At 49.3% G+C, this 22,991-nt stretch carries 20 protein-coding genes and 1 tRNA gene; 1 reads left to right on the forward strand and 20 read right to left on the reverse strand.

Annotated elements, in window-relative coordinates; genetic code table 11:
• Positions 1-13: 13 nt before the first annotated feature.
• Both PsAD13_RS17120 and PsAD13_RS17125 read right to left on the reverse strand, forming a co-directional pair.
• Entirely contained in the window at positions 14-2,629 is a 2,616-nt protein-coding gene (locus PsAD13_RS17120) for a TRAP transporter permease (protein WP_063289847.1), read from the reverse strand.
• Between the two features lie 128 nt (positions 2,630-2,757).
• Complete coding sequence (locus tag PsAD13_RS17125; protein ID WP_063318951.1) at positions 2,758-3,717, reverse strand: TAXI family TRAP transporter solute-binding subunit; 960 nt, start codon at positions 3,715-3,717, stop codon at positions 2,758-2,760.
• 762 nt (positions 3,718-4,479) lie between these two features.
• On the opposite strand from PsAD13_RS17125, the gene PsAD13_RS17130 reads away from it, so the two are divergent.
• Positions 4,480-4,555: transfer RNA gene (locus PsAD13_RS17130), tRNA-Lys, on the forward strand.
• Between the two features lie 316 nt (positions 4,556-4,871).
• Here PsAD13_RS17130 and PsAD13_RS17135 read toward each other — a convergent pair.
• The 18 genes from PsAD13_RS17135 to PsAD13_RS27845 all read right to left on the reverse strand — a co-directional run.
• Entirely contained in the window at positions 4,872-6,101 is a 1,230-nt protein-coding gene (locus PsAD13_RS17135; protein WP_063318952.1) for a hypothetical protein, read from the reverse strand.
• 314 nt (positions 6,102-6,415) lie between these two features.
• On the reverse strand, positions 6,416-6,679 hold the full coding sequence (locus PsAD13_RS17140) for a hypothetical protein (protein WP_063318953.1): 264 nt from the start codon (positions 6,677-6,679) through the stop codon (positions 6,416-6,418).
• A gap of 463 nt (positions 6,680-7,142) precedes the next feature.
• Complete coding sequence (locus tag PsAD13_RS17150; RefSeq protein WP_063318955.1) at positions 7,143-9,257, reverse strand: DUF6371 domain-containing protein; 2,115 nt, start codon at positions 9,255-9,257, stop codon at positions 7,143-7,145.
• Positions 9,250-9,573, reverse strand: coding sequence for a hypothetical protein (locus PsAD13_RS17155; protein ID WP_063318956.1), 324 nt, complete (start codon positions 9,571-9,573; stop codon positions 9,250-9,252). Before PsAD13_RS17155 ends, PsAD13_RS17150 begins: the two co-directional genes overlap by 8 nt.
• Complete coding sequence (locus PsAD13_RS27385) at positions 9,570-9,761, reverse strand: helix-turn-helix domain-containing protein (protein ID WP_084404752.1); 192 nt, start codon at positions 9,759-9,761, stop codon at positions 9,570-9,572. Before PsAD13_RS27385 ends, PsAD13_RS17155 begins: the two co-directional genes overlap by 4 nt.
• 125 nt (positions 9,762-9,886) lie before the next feature.
• Positions 9,887-10,408 carry a hypothetical protein gene (locus tag PsAD13_RS17160; protein WP_153040911.1) on the reverse strand — a complete coding sequence of 174 codons (522 nt, stop codon included), beginning with the start codon at positions 10,406-10,408 and terminating at the stop codon, positions 9,887-9,889.
• Positions 10,408-10,671, reverse strand: a complete 264-nt coding sequence (locus PsAD13_RS17165) for a hypothetical protein (protein ID WP_063318958.1) — start codon at positions 10,669-10,671, stop codon at positions 10,408-10,410. The genes PsAD13_RS17160 and PsAD13_RS17165 overlap by 1 nt, the downstream gene beginning before the upstream one ends.
• 623 nt (positions 10,672-11,294) lie before the next feature.
• A complete protein-coding gene (locus PsAD13_RS17170) occupies positions 11,295-14,327 on the reverse strand; it encodes a DUF6531 domain-containing protein (protein ID WP_063318959.1) in 3,033 nt (1,010 codons plus the stop codon).
• Positions 14,328-14,330: 3 nt separating this feature from the next.
• On the reverse strand, positions 14,331-14,795 hold the full coding sequence (locus tag PsAD13_RS17175; RefSeq protein ID WP_063318960.1) for an SMI1/KNR4 family protein: 465 nt from the start codon (positions 14,793-14,795) through the stop codon (positions 14,331-14,333).
• Positions 14,788-15,054, reverse strand: a complete 267-nt coding sequence (locus tag PsAD13_RS27390) for an HNH endonuclease (protein ID WP_082827091.1) — start codon at positions 15,052-15,054, stop codon at positions 14,788-14,790. Before PsAD13_RS27390 ends, PsAD13_RS17175 begins: the two co-directional genes overlap by 8 nt.
• A 79-nt stretch (positions 15,055-15,133) precedes the next feature.
• The gene (locus PsAD13_RS27395) at positions 15,134-16,000 is read right to left on the reverse strand and encodes a PAAR domain-containing protein (RefSeq protein ID WP_084404753.1); all 867 of its coding nucleotides are present in this window, start codon (positions 15,998-16,000) and stop codon (positions 15,134-15,136) included.
• A gap of 197 nt (positions 16,001-16,197) precedes the next feature.
• A complete protein-coding gene (locus PsAD13_RS17185; RefSeq protein WP_063318961.1) occupies positions 16,198-16,749 on the reverse strand; it encodes a hypothetical protein in 552 nt (183 codons plus the stop codon).
• A 61-nt stretch (positions 16,750-16,810) separates the two neighbouring features.
• A complete protein-coding gene (locus tag PsAD13_RS17190) occupies positions 16,811-17,323 on the reverse strand; it encodes an SMI1/KNR4 family protein (RefSeq protein WP_068009053.1) in 513 nt (170 codons plus the stop codon).
• A 7-nt stretch (positions 17,324-17,330) separates the two neighbouring features.
• Entirely contained in the window at positions 17,331-18,026 is a 696-nt protein-coding gene (locus tag PsAD13_RS17195; RefSeq protein WP_063318963.1) for an HNH endonuclease, read from the reverse strand.
• Between the two features lie 12 nt (positions 18,027-18,038).
• The gene (locus PsAD13_RS17200) at positions 18,039-19,394 is read right to left on the reverse strand and encodes a hypothetical protein (RefSeq protein ID WP_063318964.1); all 1,356 of its coding nucleotides are present in this window, start codon (positions 19,392-19,394) and stop codon (positions 18,039-18,041) included.
• A gap of 10 nt (positions 19,395-19,404) precedes the next feature.
• Entirely contained in the window at positions 19,405-20,325 is a 921-nt protein-coding gene (locus tag PsAD13_RS17205) for a DUF4123 domain-containing protein (protein WP_063318965.1), read from the reverse strand.
• Position 20,326: 1 nt separating this feature from the next.
• Entirely contained in the window at positions 20,327-22,411 is a 2,085-nt protein-coding gene (locus PsAD13_RS17210; protein WP_063318966.1) for a type VI secretion system tip protein VgrG, read from the reverse strand.
• A 66-nt stretch (positions 22,412-22,477) separates the two neighbouring features.
• Positions 22,478-22,991: hypothetical protein (locus PsAD13_RS27845; protein ID WP_063318967.1), on the reverse strand; the 514-nt coding region annotated here is incomplete at its 5' end.

The following is a 22,991-nucleotide window of genomic DNA, read 5'->3' on the forward strand; positions in this document are numbered from 1 at the left end:
TGGCACAGCCCGCTTAAAAAGCGGGCTGTGTTTGGCGTCGACGTTGAAGTGCAACAACCAGCAAGAGCAGAAGCAAAGCTGGAATGTAGAACAGCTGTTTTGGCAGTCGTTCTGCATCCACCTGAGAGCTTACGATCACAACCGGAACATCTCCGTAAAAGTCAAAGCCCTGCAGTTTTTCAGCAAATGTCGTGCCTGGGAATGGTTCATCAAGCACCACAGCTCCATCATCCTGCATGGTAACCAGACCAGATGCATCAAGTCGTGCGTCAGCCCCCTGCTCCTCACCAATTGATAGAGGCAATGTCAGTGTCAGGATTTTATCCATGTCATCAAAATCCGGACCTGCGAGGTTAAGACGCACCATATCACCCGGCTGAGCTTCACCAACCATCTCCATGATTTGCGGACCTGTAGCAGTTACGTATGGATCCTGCACCTGATCGAGCCAGAAGCCCGGACGGAACAGCGTAAACGCAATGAGAAGCAGAGCTACAGATTCCCACAGACGGGAGCGCGCAAAGAAGTACCCTTGCGTTGCCGCAGCAAACAACATCATCGCCACCACAGAGACGATAAAGACAAAGACTGCCTGAAGTGGCTCAACATCAATCAGCAGAAGATCTGTGTTGAAGATAAACAGGAACGGGAGGGCTGCAGTACGCAAAGAGTAGATAAAGCCCTGAACACCGGTCTTGATCGGATCACCACGACTGATCGCAGCTGCCGCAAAGGCGGCTAGCCCCACCGGAGGCGTCACATCGGCCATAATGCCGAAGTAGAAGACGAAGAAGTGAACTGCGATCAGTGGAACGATAAATCCGGTCTGTTCACCAAGGTCCACAACAACCAGCGCCATCAGAGAGGACACAACAAGGTAGTTCGCTGTGGTTGGTAGTCCCATACCAAGGATCAAACTCATCACCGCAACCAGCACCAGCATCAGCAACAGGTTACCGCCAGACAGGAATTCAACCAATGCAGCAATCATCTGGTGCATACCGGTCAAAGACACAGTCCCCACGATGATACCCGCAGCAGCTGTTGCGACTGCAATGCCGATCATGTTGCGAGCGCCGCCGATCATGCCTTCAACGAAGTCCACAATACCCTGCCATGTACGGCCGGCCTGAGATTCTTTACGGAAGAACGCTTTCAGCTGATGCTGGGTCACAACGATGAAGGTCATCGCCATAGTCGCGTAAAACGCAGACAAGGACGGTGAGAACCGCTCGACGAGAATACACCAGATCAGAACAACAATCGGCAGGATGAAGTAGTAACCGGTACGGCCAACATCACCAGCAGCAGGCAACTCACTCACCGGCGCATTAGGATCGTCTACCTCAAGGTCTGGAACCTGCGCGGCGATGTACACCAACCACAAATAGCCAGCAGCAAACAACGCAAGCACAACAGGGAACGTGAGTGCCGGGAACGCAGTCTTCGTCCAGCCCAGACCGTAATAAACGGCAGCACCCACAAGAGTGATACCGATAAAGCCTGTCAGTACACCAATCAGGCGCTGTAAAATGGTTACATGAACCGGAGGCTTAGGCAGACCTTTCAGGTTCATCTTCAACGCTTCAAGGTGCACGATGTACACCAGTGCGATGTAAGAAATCACGGCTGGAATGAAGGCGTGAATAACCACCTGATGATAACTGGTGCCGGTAAACTCAGCAATCAGGAAGGCTGCAGCCCCCATCACAGGCGGCATCAACTGACCATTCACTGAGGAAGCCACCTCAACCGCACCCGCCTTTTCAGCAGGAAAGCCGGTCCGCTTCATCAAAGGAATGGTGAACGTACCAGTGGTCACAACATTCGCAATGGAAGAGCCAGAGTAAAGACCACTCATCGCAGAGGCAAGAACCGCCGCTTTTGCAGGACCACCACGCAAATGCCCAAGAAGCGCAAACGCGGCCTTGATAAAGTAGTTACCCGCGCCAGCTTTCTCCAGCAGCGAACCAAACAGCACAAACAGGAAGATCATGGACGCCGAAACGCCAACAGCAACGCCAAAGACGCCCTCCTCCTGAATCCAGTAATGCCACATGGCTTTACCATAGGAGGCACCACGCCATTGAATGACGTCTGGCAGCCAAGGAGAGTTGCCAAACATCGCGTAGCCAACAAAAACCGCAGCAACAATAACGAGAGGCAGACCAAGGCTCCGGTAAACCGCAATCGCAAGCACAGTCAGGCCAGTGGTGGCCACAATCAGATCCATCTGAGTTGGAAGACCGGCGCGATTAGCGATCTCAGAGCGCATAATCACAAGGTAGAGACAAGCCGCAGCGCCTAAAAATGCGAGCACCCAATCATACCACGGTATGGTATGTCGTGGACTGCGGGAAAACAGAGGGTATGCAAAAGCAGCAAGCACCAGGCCAAATGCCAGGTGAATGTTTCTAACTGCGGAATTGTTGAAAATGAGATTGATGCCAAAGGTATCATTCAACCAAAATGGAACGTTCGAGGCCACATAAAGCTGAAAGACGGACCAGATAAAGGCAATGGCAGCAATCATCACGCCTAGCCCACCGGCCAGGCTTCGTGCGCCGGTATCTGCCTGAGCGACCAATTCTTGCGCATCAACTTGCGCTTTGTGTCGTTCTGGACTCATTTGCACCCCCAAATACAGTTCCCCCTTTGCCTTAGCTGTAAAGGCAGAGCAAGAAACCTACTAAATCTCATAGAAAGCCAAAAAATGCGGGGCCAGAACAGCCCCGCATCGTAGAAAACTTGGGTAGATTACATCCAACCACGTTCTTTGTAGTACTTCACTGCACCGTCATGCAGAGGAGCTGTCAAGGAAGCCTTGATCATCTCTTCTTCTTTCAGGTTTTTGAATGCAGGGTGCAGTTTTTTGAAGTCGTCGAAGTTTTCGAAGACAGATTTAACAATGACGTAAACAACATCGTTAGGCACAGCAGCGGAAGAAACGAAGGTTGCGCCAACACCAAAGGTGTTGATGTCTTCTGCGTTGTTGTACATGCCTGCTGGGATAGTTGCTTTACGGTAGAAGGAATATTTATCGACCAGATCGTCGATCGCTTTACCTTCAACGTTTACAAGCTGCGCATCACAGGTGCTTACAGTTTCCTGAGTAGATGCGGATGGGTGACCAACCAGCCAGTAGTAAGCATCGATTTTGCCGTCACAAAGCGCAGAACCTGCTTCCGCAGATTTCAGCTCAGTTGCCAAAGCGAGATCAGCCGTGCTCACGATGCCTTCTTTTTCAAGAAGCTGCCATGTCGCATACTGACCGGAACCTGCATTACCGATGTTGACTTTCTTACCCTTAAGGTCGGTGTAGTTGCTTACGCCGGAACCTTTAGAAGCAAGCATTGTCACTGGCTCAGGATGTACGGAGAATACAGAGCGCAGGTCACCAAAAGGCTTGCCATCCCACTGGGAGCGACCTTCGTATGCATTCGCCTGAACGTCAGACTGTGCAACGCCGAACTCCAACTCACCATTCTGGATGGTGTTGATGTTATAAACAGAGCCACCAGTAGATTCCACTGAACAACGGATGCCGTGCTCTTTACGGGTCTTGTTTACAAGACGACAGATCGCACCACCGGTTGGGTAGTAAACACCGGTAACACCGCCGGTGCCGATGGATACGAAACGATTTTCTGCCGAAGCTCCAGTTGCAACGCTAACCGCAATCAGCGCAGCTCCAACTGCAACATTGCTAAGTTTCATACGAACCTCCACTTAAGTTGTAATTGCGCGATCCCTTTACTCACGGTATCGCGAATAGGAAATCTTGGCATTTTAACCATCAGACACGCCTATTTCCCACTGGCACAGAATGAAAGATGCCAAAAGCGGTGAAATACGTACACATCTATTGCTTGGATTACCAGTAAACTCTCAAAGCCGCCGGCAACAACCAAGCTGCATATCTATTCATCTAACAAACTGATTCAAATAATATTTTTTAGATATATGAGCATTTCGCACACGCGAAAGCCCCACAGATATTTCACGAAAAACTGCCAAAAATCAGGTGATACACCAGCAAACTGCCGATTGCTTCCACAAAATAGTATACTAAGGTATTACAGATTTTGTGAAGTATCACGCTTCATTTCGAACAATATCTCTACGTTATTTCACCTAGAGAACTAATAATACCCCCAAAACCAAGGGATGAACGAGATGATTCCAGCGCTCTCCCACCTTAGAGCAGATTATAGCGGAAAGCGCATTTTGTGCACCGCACCCTACACTCTGCCAGATGAGGAGCATCCCCATAAGAAAAACAAGGAAGCAAAACCTAACATCATTTTACTACTCACATTTACACTGAGCTAGTTTCAGCAATCTCACCGCATAGACAACATAAGAACGGTAAATAGGCGCAAAAAACGCTCCGTGTGGAAAATCGAAAAAACCGCTTGCGCTAAGCCCCTGCAATCCTTAGAAGACCCTTCACAGGCAGCGACCTAACGGTCACGCCGAGAGCCCGTAGCTCAGCTGGTAGAGCAACTGACTTTTAATCAGTAGGTCCACGGTTCGAACCCGTGCGGGCTCACCATTTAACCTTATGGTATATAAAGAGGTTTAGCAAAGCTGCCCTCCGGGAGCTTTTTGCTTTTGTGCCTTGTGTCAGCACTATGTAAGCAAATGGCAGTGTTTCAGAAGCCGATTTTGCTCTCACAATGCCCTCAACATCTTCTCTAATTTAGCTCTGGAAAAGCTGTGAATGTCGTCATAGTTGTCAGAAGCAAGGCATTTTGTGAGGTATGGAGGAGTGGGAACCGTTAGCAGACTGTCAATAGCTGTCAGCTTCTATAGCTATAACTGAGCTCTCAAATTAATTGAGCAAAATTCCTTATGAAATCCTATTTCCCCTACACTGCCTCACCTCTAAAAAGCGCGGCTTTAGTGAGAAGATTAAGCTTCTTTCGCAATGAGCGCTCCAATTGCTTTCTATCCTGAACGGCATCCGGCAGATCCAAGAATTCCCAAAACTCCTCAGGCGATTTGAACGAGAAACTATTAAGTATAAATCGCTCCAAAAATGGAATGACCAGATTCAGAATCTGAAATGCAAGCGTTTCTTGATCATCAACATTTATTGCTCGCCCATGCGAAACCAAGTTCCTGCGATGCGCTAAGTGCTTTCCCTTTATTCGAAACTCTATGCTCTCTTCGAACATATTCGATGTACGAGTTACAAGTGTCTCACTCTTCTCTTTTTGAGAACCTGCCATGTTCTCAAAAAGCCTCCAGCCATCTAAAAAAGCTTCCTCTAAATCTGGATTTGAAAAAGCTTTGTAATATCGAACAACTGAGTTTCTGGATAAGGTTTTCCATTTCGACTTTGCCAACCCACTTGCCAATTGACTGTAGCGCTTTTCCCATGCCCTTAAGTTTTTGTGATTGAGAATGGCTTTCCTTGGCCCTCTAGACCACTTTTCATACCAAAAGCCGTCATGTGTTAGAGAACCATCCTCTAAATGAGTGGTCGTATGAGGCCCAATAAGAACCTCTGATACAGGCAAAGTGTTGTGACCGCTAAACGACCTTCGCCAAGTTTTGTTGGCATCTTTAGCAAGGTTTATCAGACCCAGAACTTGATAGACGGCTTCAGATGCCTGCTCGTTTGCATCATTTGCATTGATAGCGCGGACATGAGCTAGGCAGATAAAGCATTTATCAAGGTCTTTTATTTTCTCGTCTGTAAAGAAATGATCAAACTTATCGTCACTTCTTTGCCCAGCTCGTTCCAGAGTGATTTTCTTATATAGTTTAGTCTTTCTAGACGGCGAAAAGTTAAGCGTAACCGCTCCAACTACTTGCTTTCCCGTTAGAAAGTTAGGTTTCCCCCAAATCGGGAAAGCTACCTTATATATCTGCTGGTCATGCTCTTCGTGCTCACTCCTCATTTGGTAAACTATTGACTTAAAATCTTTTTCAGAGAAATCTGTAGGGAGCTTACTTGAACGCAGTGCTCTTTGAATGATCAAATTACGCAGTGTATCGGAACGAACGTGGAAACCAGTAGCTGAGATTAGAAAGGCTCTCCAATCGTCCAGAGCACCAAAGCTCCGGTGAGACACCGAGCCATCGTCTAACACCGTTCTGACCTCTCTATTTTTTTTAACGCATACTCTCTTTCTGCTTCTGAAAACTGATCATTCCAAAAGTTGCTCTTTTTTGGCATTATCAAACCTATAAAAATCATCACAGCGGTTAATTACAAATCAACACTCGTGAACGTGTCATACAGACAGCTAGATTAGCAACAGGTTTTGCTTTTAGAGAATGAACTGGGTCACCCCAAATTTTACAGGCTCGCAACTACGAACAACTTAAAAAAGGCCTGAGAAGCATCACGCTTCCCAAGCCAGAATATTCCGTGAGAGGCAATGCCTCTCTTCATTCCGTATTTTTAGTCTTTGGAGATTTCCAGCGCGCAAGGTTCGAGCAGTTCGGAAATCTTCTCGCTACTTCCCTGCACATCTTCAATGTGATTGCGCACAGTATCAAACAGCGTCAGCAACGCTTCATATTCCTGTGTGTGCTCCATGCGTTCGCTCAGAACCACACTCATGGAATAAACTAGATTTTTGAGGTGGTTGGTTGCTAAGCTAAGCTGATCCACTTCATTGCGAAGGGACGTATGGGCACATTTCTCTTTACCAGTTTCTGTCATTTCAAGCCCTCTACTTTGGGTGTTGAACAACCACTCAGCAGAAGGCTTCTGACAACCCACTGGTGAGCGGGAGGTTCAGAACCTGCAAGTAGACAGGCGGGTTTATTCCCCCGCGAAGGGTATTATATTCACCGCCCTCCCGCCCATAAGCGAGAGTTTGCGTTTGGAGAACGAACTCCAGACACAAAAAGACCGCGGATTAACGGCTGCGGTGACCGCTACTTGAAAAGAGGTTCTGATGCCTCAAGATGAGCATGCGATGATTGGCGCAAGGTGTCAATGCAATGAAACTGAATTCCTCCACAAACCCATAGGATTAGCGGGGCCAAAAAGGGAGAACAACAACAAGAACATCAACACCAAGCCCTCGCGAAAACCACATAGGCGCTTGCACCGTGGTCTCGAACTACCCGTAGGCAGGGAAAAGCCTAGGAAGGACCCATGATGTTTTAAAGGGAAAACGCTAAATCACACCCATGTAAATCAGCCGCTTTGAACCCGTCGCCTTCTTCAGCACCTGAATACGCTTCTGCCTCAGCAGTGGCGCTGCCCGATCCACCGCACTGCCAAACGCATTCACCTTTGTCGGCCAGAAACGTGAGGATCTGATCTGATCACACACAATCATATTGAGCTCAGCCAGCAGCTCAGTTGCCGTGCCCATCCAGCTCTCACCACCTTGCCGAACCAAGAGAAACTCATGAAGCGCCACAGCAACCGGATCACCTTCAAAGACGGCCTCTGCTGTACCACGCCGGTTGCTCTCATAAGCCTCCAGAAACTCACCCTCTTCCCAACCAAGGCCAGAAGACGCAGCCACCATCAACCGCGCAAAGTCCGCCATGCGTGGATGGCGATCCAAACGCACACTCTCAATACTGCGAATAGCTGCTCTCAACGCATCCAACAAAGCGCCAAGCATGCGCGGTTTGAGCTGCTCCCATTCTTGCCAGAACAACTCTTCCGGTTGACGGCCCACCTCATCAATCCGCTTGAGGCGAACAGAAAGCGCCCGCTCGGCCAGATCAGCACGCTCAGTCAGCGCAGGAATGCCATTAAGCAGCACAGGCCGCGCCCCTTGAAACCAATAGGCATCGCCATCCGTGTGCAATTTGCGAGAAATAAACCCACTCCCCGTCGCCATCCGGCAAATCGCATCCGACAGCCAGCCTTCCATTTTCGAGACATTATCAAAATTAAGTACATGCCCGTTTTGCGCCATCACCATCAGGTCGCGTTCATCTTTGGGTAGTGAAGACGCAGACACCGCACAGGGATCTGTAATAGACCGCAACAACCGCGCCATAGTGCTCTTGCCGCTGCCCTGCTCTCCACCAAGTGCAAGAACCGGATAACTACGACTACGCCCCCACAACGACGCCACCATCCAGCCAAGAATAAGCTTGCAGTCCTCTTCCTCCGCATTGATGAGATGATGCATCTCCTCAATGCCATACCCCTTTTCAGGCAAAGGTAAGGGAGACATAGTCTGCTTGCGGATGAATTTGACAGGAGGATTGTTGATCACCTCCCACCCGTCACGGGTGATACGGACTGCCCTCCAGCTCTCATCTGCCAGATCCAACCAGCTTTTCCCGTCCTGCCAGCCAGTGCGCATAAAGGGCTCATGACAGGCACCTTGTTCCAACGCTCGCACCTCAAACACCCGCAAAGCATCACCTAAGTTCTGCGTTGAAGGTGCAAGCCCGGTCTTCTCATAATACCGCCCCACCAACCAACGCTTGAAACTTTGGCTCTCAACCGGCCAATGCTCATAGTGACCATTCACAAACACAGTGGCAAAAGCATCTTTTTGAGGTGAATGCCAAAGCTCCAGATCCTGCGCGACCGAAAGCAAACTCACACCACGCGCACGCGGCTTAGCTTCCAGCTCTTCCGCATCTTCTGCTTGAGAAGGCAAGACGAAGGCTTCTGCTTGCTCTGGCATCCATCCATCCGCCAAAGCATCAGCCGCATCCCAGCCTTTGGAAACATCGTCCGGCGGCACAAGAACCGTTACAGATGCAGCCCCAACCTTCTCAAGACAACCCGCAACATCATCTGCAAACTTCAACCCAGCCTCATCCGCATCAGGCCAGATGATAACCTCTCGCCCTTGAAGCGCAGACCAATCCGCTTTCTTAGCTGCGTTCGATCCCCCAGAAGAGCTGATACAAACATGTCTCAGTAACAACCGCCTCACGGCATCTGCAGCCTTCTCTCCCTCAACAATGACAACAGGCATATCCGAAGTTTTGGCAAGTAGCTCCAAACCATACAGCGGCCTTGGCAACGGCCACGTCTCCCACCGCCATTTCATCTGCCCTGCTATCTGGAACAAACACAAAGGACGATAGCTCTTCCCCGCCTCGGCCTCATCAAACCGGTACACATACCCAAGCACTTCACCCGCTGCATCGCGATATGTCCAGCACTGCGAAGGAACCCCAAGCTTTCCATGAAAGCTAGGTGGCTCCGGTGCCCCATCTGGCACCGGCATTACAATCACCTTTTGAGGTTGTTCCCGCTTCGGCTTTGATGTTTGGATTGCTTTGATTGGAGCAAACGGATCACTCATAAGCATCCACTCCAATCATATCCGCCAGATTACAGGCAGCTTGCTTTTGCGAGAGCGAAAACAGATAGGCTCCAAGGCTGATAAAATCCCGCCCACCTTCACCCGTCGCAAAATCACACCACAGGCCTGAAGCAATGTTGATCTTGAAGGAACCAGCCCGCCGATCCATTCGGCGCGGATTCTTCACGGTATACTCGCAGCCCAAAAGTCGCCCACCTGGGAGCCACTGCCTGCAGATCGTATCACCATGCAATAAAGCAGCTCTGGCAATGCGCTGGAAATCAATACGAGGCCGTGGCTTACAACTCCGCCTCATGACCCCGCCCCCACTTCACTCGTGGAGCTAGTCAGATGAGATTCAATCCAATTCTGAATATCAGAAGGCCGGTAGCGTACCGACTTTCCCATCTTCACATAACTTGGCCCACCGCCACGCACCCGCCACGCCTGTATGGTCCGTATAGAAATTCCCAGATAATCCGCTGCCGCCGCTTCTGTAATCAAGGCGTTCTCAACGCTGTTCTTCCGTCCTCATAACCATCATCTCCGCTCATTTACGATGAAGAAATGCTGGTTGGATTCCACCGGCAAAAATAGGCGACACGATTATTCAGTGCGGGTGATCTGATTTATTGATTTGAAGAACGCGCGGATCTTGGCCCCGGTTTCGTGCGGTATTTAGGAGCGTGTAAAGCCCAAAGCCTTTCAAAATGTCGACCACTTAATCCCGGAAAAAGCTGCAATGCTTCCTTCTCGATGCTGTCTCTTCTTTGCCAAGGTCGATCTGCAAGAGATTGCAGAAAACGTATGACTTCAGCCTCAACAAAACGGCCTGCACTATCGGATTTTGAGCCGCGCTTTCTCTTTGTGCTTTGAGCTACAAATATCGTCAAATCTTCAGCCAGCACCTGCCGCTGATCACCATCAATACGTAAGAGTTCATTTCTCCGCCATGAGACATACGAAAGCTCAGTGTGCCAATAAGAGGCAGGAACCAAGTGAGCATCCGCTAAGGCTCTGTCGCGGCCTTTTACTATGAGTTCACCACGCTGCAGTGCTGATATCAGATCTAAATACGTCTCGAATATCAGTTGAGTTGCTAGCTTCTCCTCAGCTTTCCGGGGAGCTTTGCCGCTCCCAAGGATTTCCATCAACCCATGATCATCCAGCCACTCGGGAAGAACTGTTTTTGAGTTAAAGTTCGAAGGTCAGCAATTACAGGCCAACAACTCGGTGAGAGATCGGAAAAGTAAGAGCAGATGCCTTCGAATGTCCAATCATAAACGGACGCAACTACGCTTGCATCATAGATTGCTTCACTCACTTTATCTCGATCAAACAGCAATCTACCAAAAGCATCATAGAAGGAAAGCCCTTCAACAAGCGCCAGATCACACCTTACAATCTCCCCCATTTGATTTCCTAACCTAACAATCACGGACATCACTGTAGACTAACGCAAACTGGAGAGTGACATTGCTGAAACAAGTTCACTTAGTAACGACTAGAACGAAAGGAATCCTGCTCTCAAAAAGCAGTTCTCTAAACAGCCATTCAAGTAGCATGTCGTTTTGCCTCATTTCTCACTCCAGTCAACAAGATCTCGGGTCGAAACACTTCCTTACTCAAATCAACTGATCTGTGCTTAGGTCTTCATCGGACGCTCATCGCTGACGTAAAGTCTGAGACAGCGTGGCGCGTGGTTTTTATTCCTCCCGCCCTGTTCCCTATCGATATGGCATTGTCAAGCACCCGAAAGGCGGCTGCAAGAAGTTATCACGAGCTCTGGCAGGTTGTCGGGTAAGTCTGTGACCTGTTCAAAAAGGATGAGTGTAGCAACGTCTTCAAGGCTGTAGGATATGAAACCAATTAAACGCGATGCACTCCAAAAATCAAAATTGGAAGGTGGGGTCTGAACACCGGTTACGATAGAGCCATACAACATGAGCAATGATTAGAGGCGGAAATCGGTAGCGCTTGTAACAGATCGGAACTGAGGTCATAGTCCTCGCTTACTCATTAAAACTGCGGCCAGAGCTAACATGATAGCGCCCCGTAAGGCCCCTTCCAGAACGGTATTTGGGGCCATATCAGACCTTCAGGGATCAATTGACCAAAAGGAAAAAAGTTATCGAGAACCTGCAGCCGCGACAGGACATAAAACATACCACTAAACATTCCAAAGCTGTTCAGTTTTGACATACGTACGGCTATTCGCGAAGAAGCATCAGCACCGAAAAGAGTGTGATCGAAGGGAAAGGTATAGCGTGTCTTATCGTCGGTTCTGAGCAGCACCCCATTCATACAAGGTAGACACGAAACCGGTTCATTATCCAGCATCATAAACCAGCGATGTCCTGCAGCATAATAAGGGCTACAGAAGCGTCGTGTTCCCCCGATTTCCTTCATTCTGACATCACAAATCTGACCCGTAAGAGTATAATTCAGATCTATCTCATCATGAAGATTACTTGCCCTTGAGTTTTGCAAAAATCCTGGAAGCAAGTTGGAAAATCGAATGGACTTAACCCTACCAACAACATCACGATCAAATTCGTAGCATAGAATATCCCGGTCATCCGCAACGAGCGTCACGGTTTGAACAGCCCCAGCAGGATTATGCTGAGTATTAAATGCCACTTCTCGACCTTTGGACTCCAGAGCAAACCGGTCACCATGATCTGTGATCAGCAGTTCCTGACCATTCAAGTCAATCCTCAAATAATCATCCACTTGGTTCACATTTAGGTAGAAACCCGCACTTTCGCAGACAAACCCATTTGCTCTTAATGTGTAGCGATCTGTTCCTGAAGCGTCGATGCATTCGCCTTCCTTGTCGGAAAATCTCCTTGAAAAACTGGTTTGAATGCCATGCTGATTATCAATAGTCCCCGATTGGACAATTCCGGTTACATAGTCAGTTTCGGTATTGAATCGAAAAATCGCGTGGTCAGGATCGTCGATAACTTGCCAACTTTGATCTGAATAGCATTTAAATTTTTGCCCATTCAGTTTTAGGATGTCGCAACCCTCGTCCCTCTCAATCTGAGCAAAAAAGTGATCACTTGTAACAGCACTTAACCGACCAGTATCATCATAGGTGTAGCGAAAAACCCTGTCGTCAATCTGTTCCGTTTCAAGAAGTGTTCCCAAGTAATTTCTTTTGAGAACCTGCTGACCATCGGTCAAACTGCAAAGGCGACCAACGCCATCAAACGCAGCATCCAGCGATTGCTGAGGTTGGTCAGTCAAGTTTGCATCCCATTGATGGACATTGGTTTTGATGTTTCCATCAGATTGTTCGGATCTTGCCAAATGAGCTGTTCGGGCAATGTCAAACACATCAGCACCCGTTGAGGAAAAGGTCCATTCCTCGGAACTACCTGCAACTGCAAGATCATTTATAAACCCGGAACGACTGAAACCCACTTCGACGGAGCGATCCTCCAAACCGACCGGGCGACCAAAGACATCCCGACCAATAACTTCGGTTCCAATCTCGACAAAATCAGAGTGATTATCAGCATGGTAAAACTGAAGATGCGATACAGGCACGACATTGGAGGAAAAAGGAGACAACAAAGGCTCGGATACACCCAGAAAAGCCGCATGAAACAAACTGGACATACGGTCCAGAAGATTATGAGGCAGGTCTACATGAATACAAGAAGGATCCCCGGAAAGAGCTGCTCGCCAGCTGGTTCTTTCAACAGGAGCCGAAAGAATATCATGAACATGGGCAAGTAATATCTCTGCTCTACCCTCTTGAATAGACTGCGGTAATTCAATGAGACCAGCTACCGACAAAGGCCTTTTTCGTACAATCTCAGCCAAAGAACCGAATAAGTCTGATGGAGAATTTGGGGCCAATCGAGGTGTTTGTACAACACCGTCTGTGAAGCTGAAGCTGGTATCTGGCGTTATAAGTTCCGACAGGGCTTTCGTATCTTGAGCATACTTCAGCAACCATTCCAGACCCCGGAAATTCATCGAAAGTAGATTTCCGGCACCGTCATAACCAATTCTCAAAAACTCCTGATCACCATCCCCTATTGACGCGAGCAGGCCCCATTCATCCTCATATGAGAATTCCAGATTTGTATCTTCACCTGCCTCCACCCGATGCAAGCGGCCATCTTGCCAGTGATAGGTAACGGTTCGCCCATCTGCCAACCTGAAAGAGGAAAGAACGGCTTGGTCACAATCAATGCTGAATTCGGTTATTGCGTCTCCACCACGGCGGATTACCGTCTTGTCAGTGGCCGGATAGGCACATTCCAACGGCGCCATGCCATGCCTGAAGCGCCTGTTCAAAAGCCGGTTATCACTATCTAGCTGCAAGGCTTCAAACGCACCTGAAGGTCTCACCCGGTGGGTAAGCTTCCCGTCGTCATTATACATATAGGCCCACTCTCCGGCATATGCCGAGCGAACCTGTACAAGCCTGCCATCATCATCATATCGATAGGAACCAACATCCTTTAGTTGACCGGTTACCCGATCCCGCTCGCTTATCCGATTGATCTGCAAATCATCACAATGAATATCAAGATGCAGCCCATCATTGCGGGAAACACTGGTCAAATTACCGTAGGCTGATCGCTTGAAGCGAATTTCATCGCCAGCTTCATTATATAGCCTGCGCAGAAAAACTTTTTTGCCGTTCGACAAACCAAACTCGTAAAACAATCCCCCTGCTACCCGAAAGGTCGGGCGCATATTCAGGATTTCAAGCTTCCAGTCCTTTACAACAGGATTGGTGGAAATTCCCCCGGACCAGGGTATCTGGAAACGTGCTATCTCACCCGTTGGCAGGTGAAGGCTCAACCATTCCGGGCCCGGCAGAACATACAGGCTCCAATTATCAATCCATCCCTCGCCAGTCTGTCCGTTGAAAAGTGACATGGACTGCCAGGTCGAGGTCAGAAAGAGGGGAATTTTTCCCGGATAATAAAGATCAGTTCTGGAAAAGGTCGCTTCACCGGAGACAGGATTGAAAATTGAATCCACAAGCCGGGTGCTTCCAGGCCTCTGCCCTCGATAATCATAAAGGTCATAAAGTATGGACATATGTCAGCCCTGAAAGCTGAAGAGACGTTCAAGGAAATGATCCAAGTTTTTCCCGATATAATTCAGATTGCTGTAATCAGCGTCCCCTTCTTTTTCATGATCCCAGAAATATATCGCGCCTGCATCATCTCCAGACAAGGACAGCAGGATCAGATTACCGAACGGATCATGCGCAATGGGAAGCATATGGGATGGAACACGCTCGTCCTCGACATACATGGAACAATAATCCAGTAAATCTGACGGATAATCAGTTCCCACTGACAAAAACCAGTCCACCAAAGAGTCGCTATAGGGACCATCATCATCAAGAAACGAGAAGCATTCTGGTACCGGTCTACCGCCATTGTGCTGAGACAAAAACGACCGGTAATCTGCTGGCAGAGCAAACCCTAGTTTCTTTTCCAAAGATGCAAGAGCTGCTTCATCAAGCCCGGTGGAAGCGTCCAATATCACTGCCTTAGCCATTCTTCAGTTGCTCCTTGATTACCGAAACACCACCGGAGTGAGGAAAGGCGTTATGCATGCTGGAATCGACAAGTTGCAATGTACCCGGATTGGCGCCATCATGGTGCCAGGTAAACCCCTTTGGAGTTCTGACATGCCCTGCATGCTGGTTTGCCATGTAACAGTCACGTACCCGACTGGGTTTAGCTGTCTTTGATACAGTCATATTTTTCTCTTTTAATCTCGCTTTGACAGATCCAATCCGACCTGTTTCTTGCATGCATGTTCGTGTCTGCACCCTTAAAATCAATTTGTGAAGGCGTGAAGACCGATTAAACTTCAACTACGTTCGGGCAAACTCAGAGACCGCAGGCATTTGCCATGAGCTTTACACACATATCCGAGGCCTGCGGACGCAATACAGACTCCAGCTTTGCCGGGTTTCCGGATTGGGCCAGATCATGCAATCCCGCCACTAACGGATTATCGGGAATATTCGGCATGGTCACAGACAATGGCTCCCCCAGTGATGTCTCGGACGACACGGCATCGGAAAAATTCTGCGAAACACAGGAGACAGCCTGAGAGGTAACTTCCGGCACCTTGCCTTTCAGGGCACCGATCAGGGCGTCGCTGTGTAATGCCTTGGTTTTGAGCGTATCAAGAGCTTTATTCGTCAGGCCATCCAGCCCAACTTTGGGAAGATGCGAGGCAACATGGTGGGACAGGATGTCTTGAATACCACTTTCAAGAATTGAAGTGAGCTGATCCTGCACAAATGAACCAAGCTCAGGGGCGGGCATCGACAGAGCCTCCTTGAAACCGAGCAACTCGACTGATGCAGGATCTTCCAGCCTGCTCAAACCCGGATCCAGCAAGGGCGATGCATTATCCTTTGCGCCTTTCATGCAGCTCTTCAGAGGACCACCCATTCCCACATCACCAATGAAGGTATCACCAGAGCCGACTGAAACAGAGCCGCCACAGCCGATACTATCCCCCACACGACCTGCTTTTTTGCCGTTGATGAATACGGTAGCAGACCCGGCAGACAGGGAACGGGGATGAGGAGGGCATTGGGGGCAGCCATGCGGCGCAAACGCATCACCCAGCCTCACGGCCTTTCTGCCGTTGATGAAGGTATCGCCGGAACCGCTAATAGCCGGTGTCGGAGGAAAACAGCCATGGCCTGATCCAATATCTCCCAATCGTGCTGCTTTTGGCATTTCGCCTCTCCTTCAAAATCAAAAAATCAAAATCCGATGAAGCCCGCAACGAGCTCTGACAAAACCAAATCTAACGGGCCTGAATTCTCTCAAAATTTCTAGTTCATGCTTAAATCACCGAGAAAAAACACGTGACTTTTATTGCCGTTCTCGTACTGGTATCCCCAGCTCCCCATACCCCCTGTTTAAACAGAAGGTTACTCACCAAAATCCTCTTTCCATTCCTCAATATCATCCTCATCTGCAGCCAGGGCATTGATAAATTCGTCAAAACTGTCGCCAAGTTTGGTTATGCCTTCAATGTCTGAGGGTATGTCATCCATATCATCATCAAGAACTAGAGGCTTGATATCCTCAAGCGCAAACACCTTGCCAATACACTTGCCCCTGATAACCAATCCAATCGACAAATGCGTTCCGCCTGCAATGATAAGGGCGTCATTGACATTACCTCGTATCATCGAACCTTCAAGCTGTTTTGTACAAGAAACAACCGTGATCGCTGACTCAAATCCATACTCTGGATGCGGAGCAAGACGCGCAAAAAAATCAATATAAAGAGATTGATTATCCTTCTCAAAACAGCAGGGAAGAGGATCAGATCCTGTTCCATTTTCCTTGCAAAAGGTCAGATACTGCTTCAGGCTTTCATGATCCTGAAAACTGAACTCGAATGCCTTTTCATGATAGGCAATTCCTGCGTCCAACTGATCTTTTAAATCCGGATATCCATATTTTATAGCCTGCATACCTACTCCGAAATAAACCACCAACTAAGCACAGCAAACCCATCTCACAATCAACTTTCTATCAAACCCCATCAGGCAGATCATCAACAATTCGCGAGAAAAAGCTGCTAAAACTATCCGCCATGATGAAACATTCCTCAAGAAAATCTTCCGTCGTCTCTAGTTCTTCTTCAGTTTCATCGTCAAAACTAAAAACATGGCCAGTTTTCAGATCCATTAATATGTGTTCATGCTCTGCACCATTTGCAATTTTAATGTAATCATCAGGCGCAAAATAGTTATCTCTCAAGTCTTTAGTCTGGAATGCGACTGTAGAAGTGAAGAAAAATCTTTCAAATGTTTTATTAATACATTTATCTACTTCTTCAGAAATATGCATGAAGGTTGTAATAGCGGCCACCGTATGATCATCACTATTATAATAACATGCGCCACCTCCATTCAGATATCCGCCATTATATTTTTTCAAAAAAGCAAGATAATCATCCGGAACTGGGTATTTGGCCCAAGCTTTAAAGGCATCAACTTCACTGTCATCAGCAGGCTGCACAATTGGATTAACAAGAGGCATCATTTTTCCTTTACTTCTTCGCATTTCTCGAAAATTCACCATGATGTTTAAAGAGCTGATGAACGTCCTCATCAACAGCAATCATGCTCGTACCCCCGTTATGGTGCCATTGGTAAAAAGGCGTCTCGTTAAAAGCTTTCTCTGCTTTTTTTTTATCAGCATCACGAGCTCTTTTTTTCGCATCTTTACGACCTTTTTTCGTGTCGAGATCATACAAATGCGCGTAATCATCTGGATGCGCCAATCTAGTCAACTCTACTTCACTATCGGGATAGACAGCCTCAACAAGTTCACCACTCTTCGATTCATTTCTAACACTGTAGAAGTCGGGATTTCCATCCTTATCGTAAGGCACACTATAAGTATCGCCACTTGGATGCTTCATATGAACCTTGTAGGACCCATCCGCATATTTTTCAGCTTTGACAAAGTTCTCATTATTTTTTGTCGGAGTACCTTTGGGCCGTTGCGCTTCCCACTCTTTAGCACTTAATTTTGTTTTTTCTCCCTTGTTTAGTCCTTTTGGCCCACTGGGAGGAACCCTCTTCGCCGCGGCAGTTGAACTATCAATAACATCGGGAGCTTTGCCATTCTTTTTGATATTGGTCATCCCGTTCAGCCCGGCGGCTTCTCCGCCTGCTTTTCGACCAGCGATCAATCCGGCCTGACCAGCATTTCGAGCTGCTGATGAAGGAGCTTTTGCCATATCTCTCTCCTTTTAGCTCGGCGCACTGGCTTGGAGTGCGGAGGCCGTTCCACCAGCCACCGCACCACTAGCCGCAGCATTTTTAAAAATCTTCACCGCATCTTTTGTCAGAGCCCGGATCGTGTCTTCATCACGCAGATTACCAACTGCAAATTTGATGATCTTGCGAACAAATTCCTGAAACACATCGTCAAGCTTTCCGAGTGCTTTTTCGACCATGCCAACTGCCTTGGATGCGAATTCTACAATCTTGCTAACTGCCAGTTCCGCTGCTTTGATCAACCCGGACGTGTCACGCAACCCCCACAAGGTCCAGCTTGCCCGTGCTTCTGCCAGCGCCTTGCTGGCTTGTTGCTGCATGGTAGCCAGAAACTTTTTGAAGAGGCCCATAGCCTCCTTGATCAGTTTCTGAAAATCGGCCGCCAGATCCTGAAGCCATTTGACGGCATTGCCGGAAGAAAAGAAGCGCGCCACAGCCATGACGGAATTGATCATTTCTGGTGATGCGGCCTTCTTGAAGGATTTCAGGAAATCGCCTGTCGCCTTCAAAAATGGTTTGCAGGCATTGAAAATGGTTTTGAAAACCCCCTTGGCGACCGATCCAACAGTAGGGACCAGTCCGATGGTGCAAATGCCTAGCGATAGCCACAGCAACCAGCCTTCTTCCTCCCGCACCTTGCTGTCACAAAGCTTGAGCACAATCGCAGAAACATCCCTGAGATCGCCAACCTGATCGATAATAGGAATGGCCGTCAGCGCTGCATCGAAGATAATCTGCCCGGTTGTCGGATTGTCATTCCACTCTCCTTGCAGCGCACCCCATATCCAGCCAAACCAGCTTTCATCATCAGCATCCAGTTTCCGTAGGGTATCTCTCGCGTTTTCCTCAATCTGCTTATACTCATTGACTTTTCGCTGTGTATCATCGTCCAACCCACCAAGCAGACGACCAAGCGCAGTACCGTCAATCTCGTCGCGCATGCGCTCCGCTTCATCCCGCGCAAGACGCGCACGAACAATATCTTGGTTTTTCAGATAATCCGGATTCCGCTTCTGCTGGTTTTCCGGCTTGTATTCAATGGCATCCTCACCGGCCAGCACCATGGCAGCCTCGTTTGGCAGGCCATATATCGCCACCATGCCGTTGTCACCACAGGTGCCATTGGTCTCCGCCCCCCCCTCCAGGATCAAGTGAAACGGAGCCCCTGGAGACGGGAAAAAATCCTCATAATGAACAAAAACGGCCAATGCATTCGGACAATGGTCACAAATCCTGTCCGGGTGTTCCTTGACCGTTGAAAAATCAAGATCGGCCAGGTCAATCACATCTCCGGTTGGCTGACCGCCTGCTGTTTCTGCCTGTGTCATTGCCCCTGTCCTATGCTGCACCAAGCCTGGCCGCATCCTTGCGCCTGGCCACCTGCGTCAATCGTTCGATTTTTGATTGCCCGGACATAAAATCTGGCCCGGAAAGAATGGACTTCGCCTCTGGCAGTACGCCATTTTCGTGGAAGCCCTCACCAAAAGCAGTCGTCAGGACAATGAACTTCACCTTGTCCCGTTCCATTTCAAATCCAAGCTTTTTGGCGGTTTTCTCCGATCTTGCAACGAGCGCCAGCAAGTCCTTATCACCCCGGTCAGTCAACTTTTCACCAAAGCCCTTACGCAGAAAATCCAAAATGCGTTCATGCCGAAGCTCAGTCTGCTTGCCCCGCAATGCTTCGAACTGTCTGGCACCTACCCGGTAGGGCGGAAGGCTAGCAATCCCGGCTTCTTCGGTGTGATTGATGCGGTAGGTATAAAAGCGCTTGTCCTTGCTGTTCGGGGCGATATGAAAAGCCCCTAAATCACCACAGAAGGCTTGGGCCATTTCTGGTGTCATTGTGCTCAAAAATGTTTCGAGAAGGCGCGGGTCGTAGAAACGGAAGAGAACAGTTCTGTTCCCTTTAGGCGGATAGACATTTACCCAATTCCGCCAATGCTGAACGAGATGGGACGTAGCAACCCTATCAGATGTCTCGAGAAAGAAGCCCCAAGCATCATCACTTCGCGTCAGGCCAACAATATGTTCCCACATCTCGTCCTTGGGTCGGACAAGATGGGGCGCTTCGGTATTGTAATAATCCTCGGCCAGCTCCTCATAGAGACAAAAGCCGTCCTCTTTCAGATCAGCCGCATGTCCAGGAACATCCTTGTTCCCGCAGGCATCAACAAGAGCAAACAATCTGCCCTCATCACGAAGAGATGCCAGATCATCCCAGCTGACATGGTCAGGGATATTGGTATAGGACAACGCCATATCACCTGTATCCCCGGTCGGTTGCAAGCTCAGCAGCTTTCGGGTCCGTTGGCTCTTCAGGCGGTGGTGGGGCGGCATCCGCCGCCGTTCCCGGGCTACCACCCTGATTGATTTTTACCTTATTGCCGACGATCGTAACCCCGCCGGAATCAATCTTGACGAAGCCGCCAGGCCCCTTGATGGTCAGTTCTTCGGTGCCTTCCAGAACAATATTGGGTGCCTTGACCGTGGTCTTACCCAAAATGGTCGTCGTCGAGCCTCCTTCAACCTTGAGGCTGTCCGATCCCTTGATCATGGTGGAGCGGTTAGCACGAAAACTGTTCACAACTGCCCCGTAAACCGTTGTATGCAGGGCGTTATAGACCTTGAAAAGCAGTTTGCCGCCAAAGATCCAGTTCGTCTCATTATCAATGCGACGATATTCATCTTTTACTATGTGCTGATAATGGTTGTTCTTGACCAACAGGTGTCGGTTGTTCTCGACAATCTGATGCCGGTCATGCCGGATATGTTCACGCCGGTCATTCTCGACAATGACGTCCTGATCTTTTTGAGCATGAACATATACTTGTTCCATCCCGGCCTGATCTTCAAACCGCAACTCGTTCGAACCCACACCTTTGTGGGTATCCGACTTGATTGTCATAACCGTTTTAAAGTCCGGCAGGGTGTAGGGAGACTTGTTGTTGTTGTGGTAAGTCCGCCCTGTGATGATGGGCTGGTCCGGGTCGCCTTCGAGGAAGTCTACGATGACTTCGTGGCCGATGCGGGGGATGGCGATGTGGCCCCAGCTGGCGCCGGCCCAGTTGGAGGACACGCGGATCCAGCAGGAGGAGGTGTCGTTCTTCTTGCCGTGACGGTCCCACGGGAACCAGACTTTCACCCGGCCATGTTCATCGCAGTAAATCTCTTCACCTTCCGGTCCGGTGACATGGGCGATCTGTGGGCCGTCTACCAAGGGCTTTTTAAGCAATTTGGGCCGGTATGGCAGGCGGGCGGGCATGACCTCAAACCCGGCACTGTAAGTGGTGGTGCCGCTGCCAGCTTCCTCAGCCACGGCTTGCGGCTGGCTGCCCTGATGCGAGACGGTAAGCAAATGATACTTGATGTTGTAATCGCTGTTCGGGTGGTCTGTGAGTGCAAACTGATGACCGGCCATCAGGTGAATGGCATTGGTCGCCCCGTGGCCTGTGGTGGCCTCTACCCGAGCTGCCTCCAGCCGGTGCTTTGTGAACGGCTTGCCGACACCATCCGCCTTGTAGCGCCCCGGATATTCATAGAGTGCATAGTCTCCGGCAGAGCCGTTGTCTTCACCGCGCTGATGGGCGTGTTGCTGATTGTAAGGCGGGTTCTTGAAGGAATAATCGCGCTGCATGAAGCTGGTGGCTCGCAGCTGCTCACGCAGGACAAAGCTGTGGCAATAGACGCCTTTGACCGCCCCGCCCGCCATGGCGTTGTATTCCAACTTTGGCTGGTCCGGCAGCTGCGAGACAATCTGTGGGTTATCAATGAACTGCAACGTATGCTGGCCGTTGGCGCTATGTGTGAAGTAGTACCAAATGCCTTCTTCTGCGGTGATGCGATCTAAAAAGCTTAAGTGACTTTCCCGGTACTGCACGCAGTATTCGCGGGCCTCATGAGGCTCGGTCAGATCCCACTTCACATCCTCTACGCCGTGCTCCTTGAGCAGCATCTTGACGATCTCGGGCACGCTCTTCTTCTGAAAGATCCGGCAGTCAGAACCATGGGCCAGCCGGTGCAGGCTGGGCAGCAGCGTGAGCGAGTAACTGGTGCGGTGATGGCCTTCATTACCACGGGCAATCTCGGCGATCACTCCGGAGAGGTGGCGCAGGCCCTCGTATTTATGATGAATGGTCAGTGTGGCGGGCGTGTCCAGCAGGGAGTGCAAGTCGAGCGCATTGTCGGGACTGGCAAGCTCAATCTGGATCTGTGTGAGCCCGTTAAGGCGCTCTGTTGCCGAGAATCCGGTGACCAGCAACCCGGCCTCCGGGCCTGCAGGAGCTGCAAAGGTGAAGGCCAGATCTTGTTCCTGGAAGAGCTGCGGGATTTGGACAATAGCATTCATAACAAACTCACTGGCAAAAGAAAAAACAAAGGACGTACAAGTATTGAGAGTGGTCTGGAGGGCTCGTTAGGGCCTCACCGCTGGCGGTGGATAGGGTTTGGAATGCCATTCATCAGCGGGACATAAAGTGTCTGGACGCACATAGGTATGGAAGGATTTTGCCGGTGCGAAGAACTCGTTCTGGCAAAGTAAGTACCCTTCGTCTTGCGCTCTTTGCCCAATTGATTGCGCCCATAGGTTGCCAGAAATAGCAAAGACCAGGAGCGATCCAAAAATGAGAATGAGGTATGTCTTTACGGACCATTGCAGCCGTTGATGGCCCCAGGGCGTAAAGACAAAATGAGTGATGGGGATCGCAACAGATCCAAGAGCTAAAGCCTGGATGCCATGAGCAATTTCAAAGTTGTCTTGTCCAAGCTCAATGACCTGCTGCGCATACAGAAAGTCAGAGATCGTACTCCACACCAAAAACACCATCAAAAGATCGAGCGCGGCTGCGAACCCGTGGGCTCTGCGCGGATCCCGGCCAATCCACTGGCCAAAATGAACGGTTTTATTGATGTACCAGTTGATCATCATC

The sequence above is a fragment of the Pseudovibrio sp. Ad13 genome (genome assembly GCF_001623225.1).
Lineage (GTDB): Bacteria > Pseudomonadota > Alphaproteobacteria > Rhizobiales > Stappiaceae > Pseudovibrio.

Bases quoted from the DNA above. Each gene is read 5' to 3' on its own strand.
- PsAD13_RS17160 (WP_153040911.1), bottom strand. From the start codon at position 10,408: ATGGAAATCCTTGGGAGCGGCAAAGCTCCCCGGAAAGCTGAGGAGAAG.
- PsAD13_RS17190 (WP_068009053.1), bottom strand. From the start codon at position 17,323: ATGATGCCTCTTGTTAATCCAATTGTGCAGCCTGCTGATGACAGTGAA.
- PsAD13_RS17185 (WP_063318961.1), bottom strand. From the start codon at position 16,749: ATGCAGGCTATAAAATATGGATATCCGGATTTAAAAGATCAGTTGGAC.
- PsAD13_RS17155 (WP_063318956.1), bottom strand. From the start codon at position 9,573: ATGAGGCGGAGTTGTAAGCCACGGCCTCGTATTGATTTCCAGCGCATT.
- PsAD13_RS17165 (WP_063318958.1), bottom strand. From the start codon at position 10,671: ATGGGGGAGATTGTAAGGTGTGATCTGGCGCTTGTTGAAGGGCTTTCC.
- PsAD13_RS17195 (WP_063318963.1), bottom strand. From the start codon at position 18,026: ATGGCAAAAGCTCCTTCATCAGCAGCTCGAAATGCTGGTCAGGCCGGA.
- PsAD13_RS17210 (WP_063318966.1), bottom strand. From the start codon at position 22,411: ATGAATGCTATTGTCCAAATCCCGCAGCTCTTCCAGGAACAAGATCTG.
- PsAD13_RS17205 (WP_063318965.1), bottom strand. From the start codon at position 20,325: ATGGCGTTGTCCTATACCAATATCCCTGACCATGTCAGCTGGGATGAT.
- PsAD13_RS17170 (WP_063318959.1), bottom strand. From the start codon at position 14,327: ATGTCCATACTTTATGACCTTTATGATTATCGAGGGCAGAGGCCTGGA.
- PsAD13_RS17120 (WP_063289847.1), bottom strand. From the start codon at position 2,629: ATGAGTCCAGAACGACACAAAGCGCAAGTTGATGCGCAAGAATTGGTC.
- PsAD13_RS17140 (WP_063318953.1), bottom strand. From the start codon at position 6,679: ATGACAGAAACTGGTAAAGAGAAATGTGCCCATACGTCCCTTCGCAAT.
- PsAD13_RS17125 (WP_063318951.1), bottom strand. From the start codon at position 3,717: ATGAAACTTAGCAATGTTGCAGTTGGAGCTGCGCTGATTGCGGTTAGC.
- PsAD13_RS27390 (WP_082827091.1), bottom strand. From the start codon at position 15,054: ATGCAAGAAACAGGTCGGATTGGATCTGTCAAAGCGAGATTAAAAGAG.
- PsAD13_RS17150 (WP_063318955.1), bottom strand. From the start codon at position 9,257: ATGAGTGATCCGTTTGCTCCAATCAAAGCAATCCAAACATCAAAGCCG.
- PsAD13_RS17200 (WP_063318964.1), bottom strand. From the start codon at position 19,394: ATGACACAGGCAGAAACAGCAGGCGGTCAGCCAACCGGAGATGTGATT.
- PsAD13_RS17175 (WP_063318960.1), bottom strand. From the start codon at position 14,795: ATGGCTAAGGCAGTGATATTGGACGCTTCCACCGGGCTTGATGAAGCA.
- PsAD13_RS27395 (WP_084404753.1), bottom strand. From the start codon at position 16,000: ATGCCAAAAGCAGCACGATTGGGAGATATTGGATCAGGCCATGGCTGT.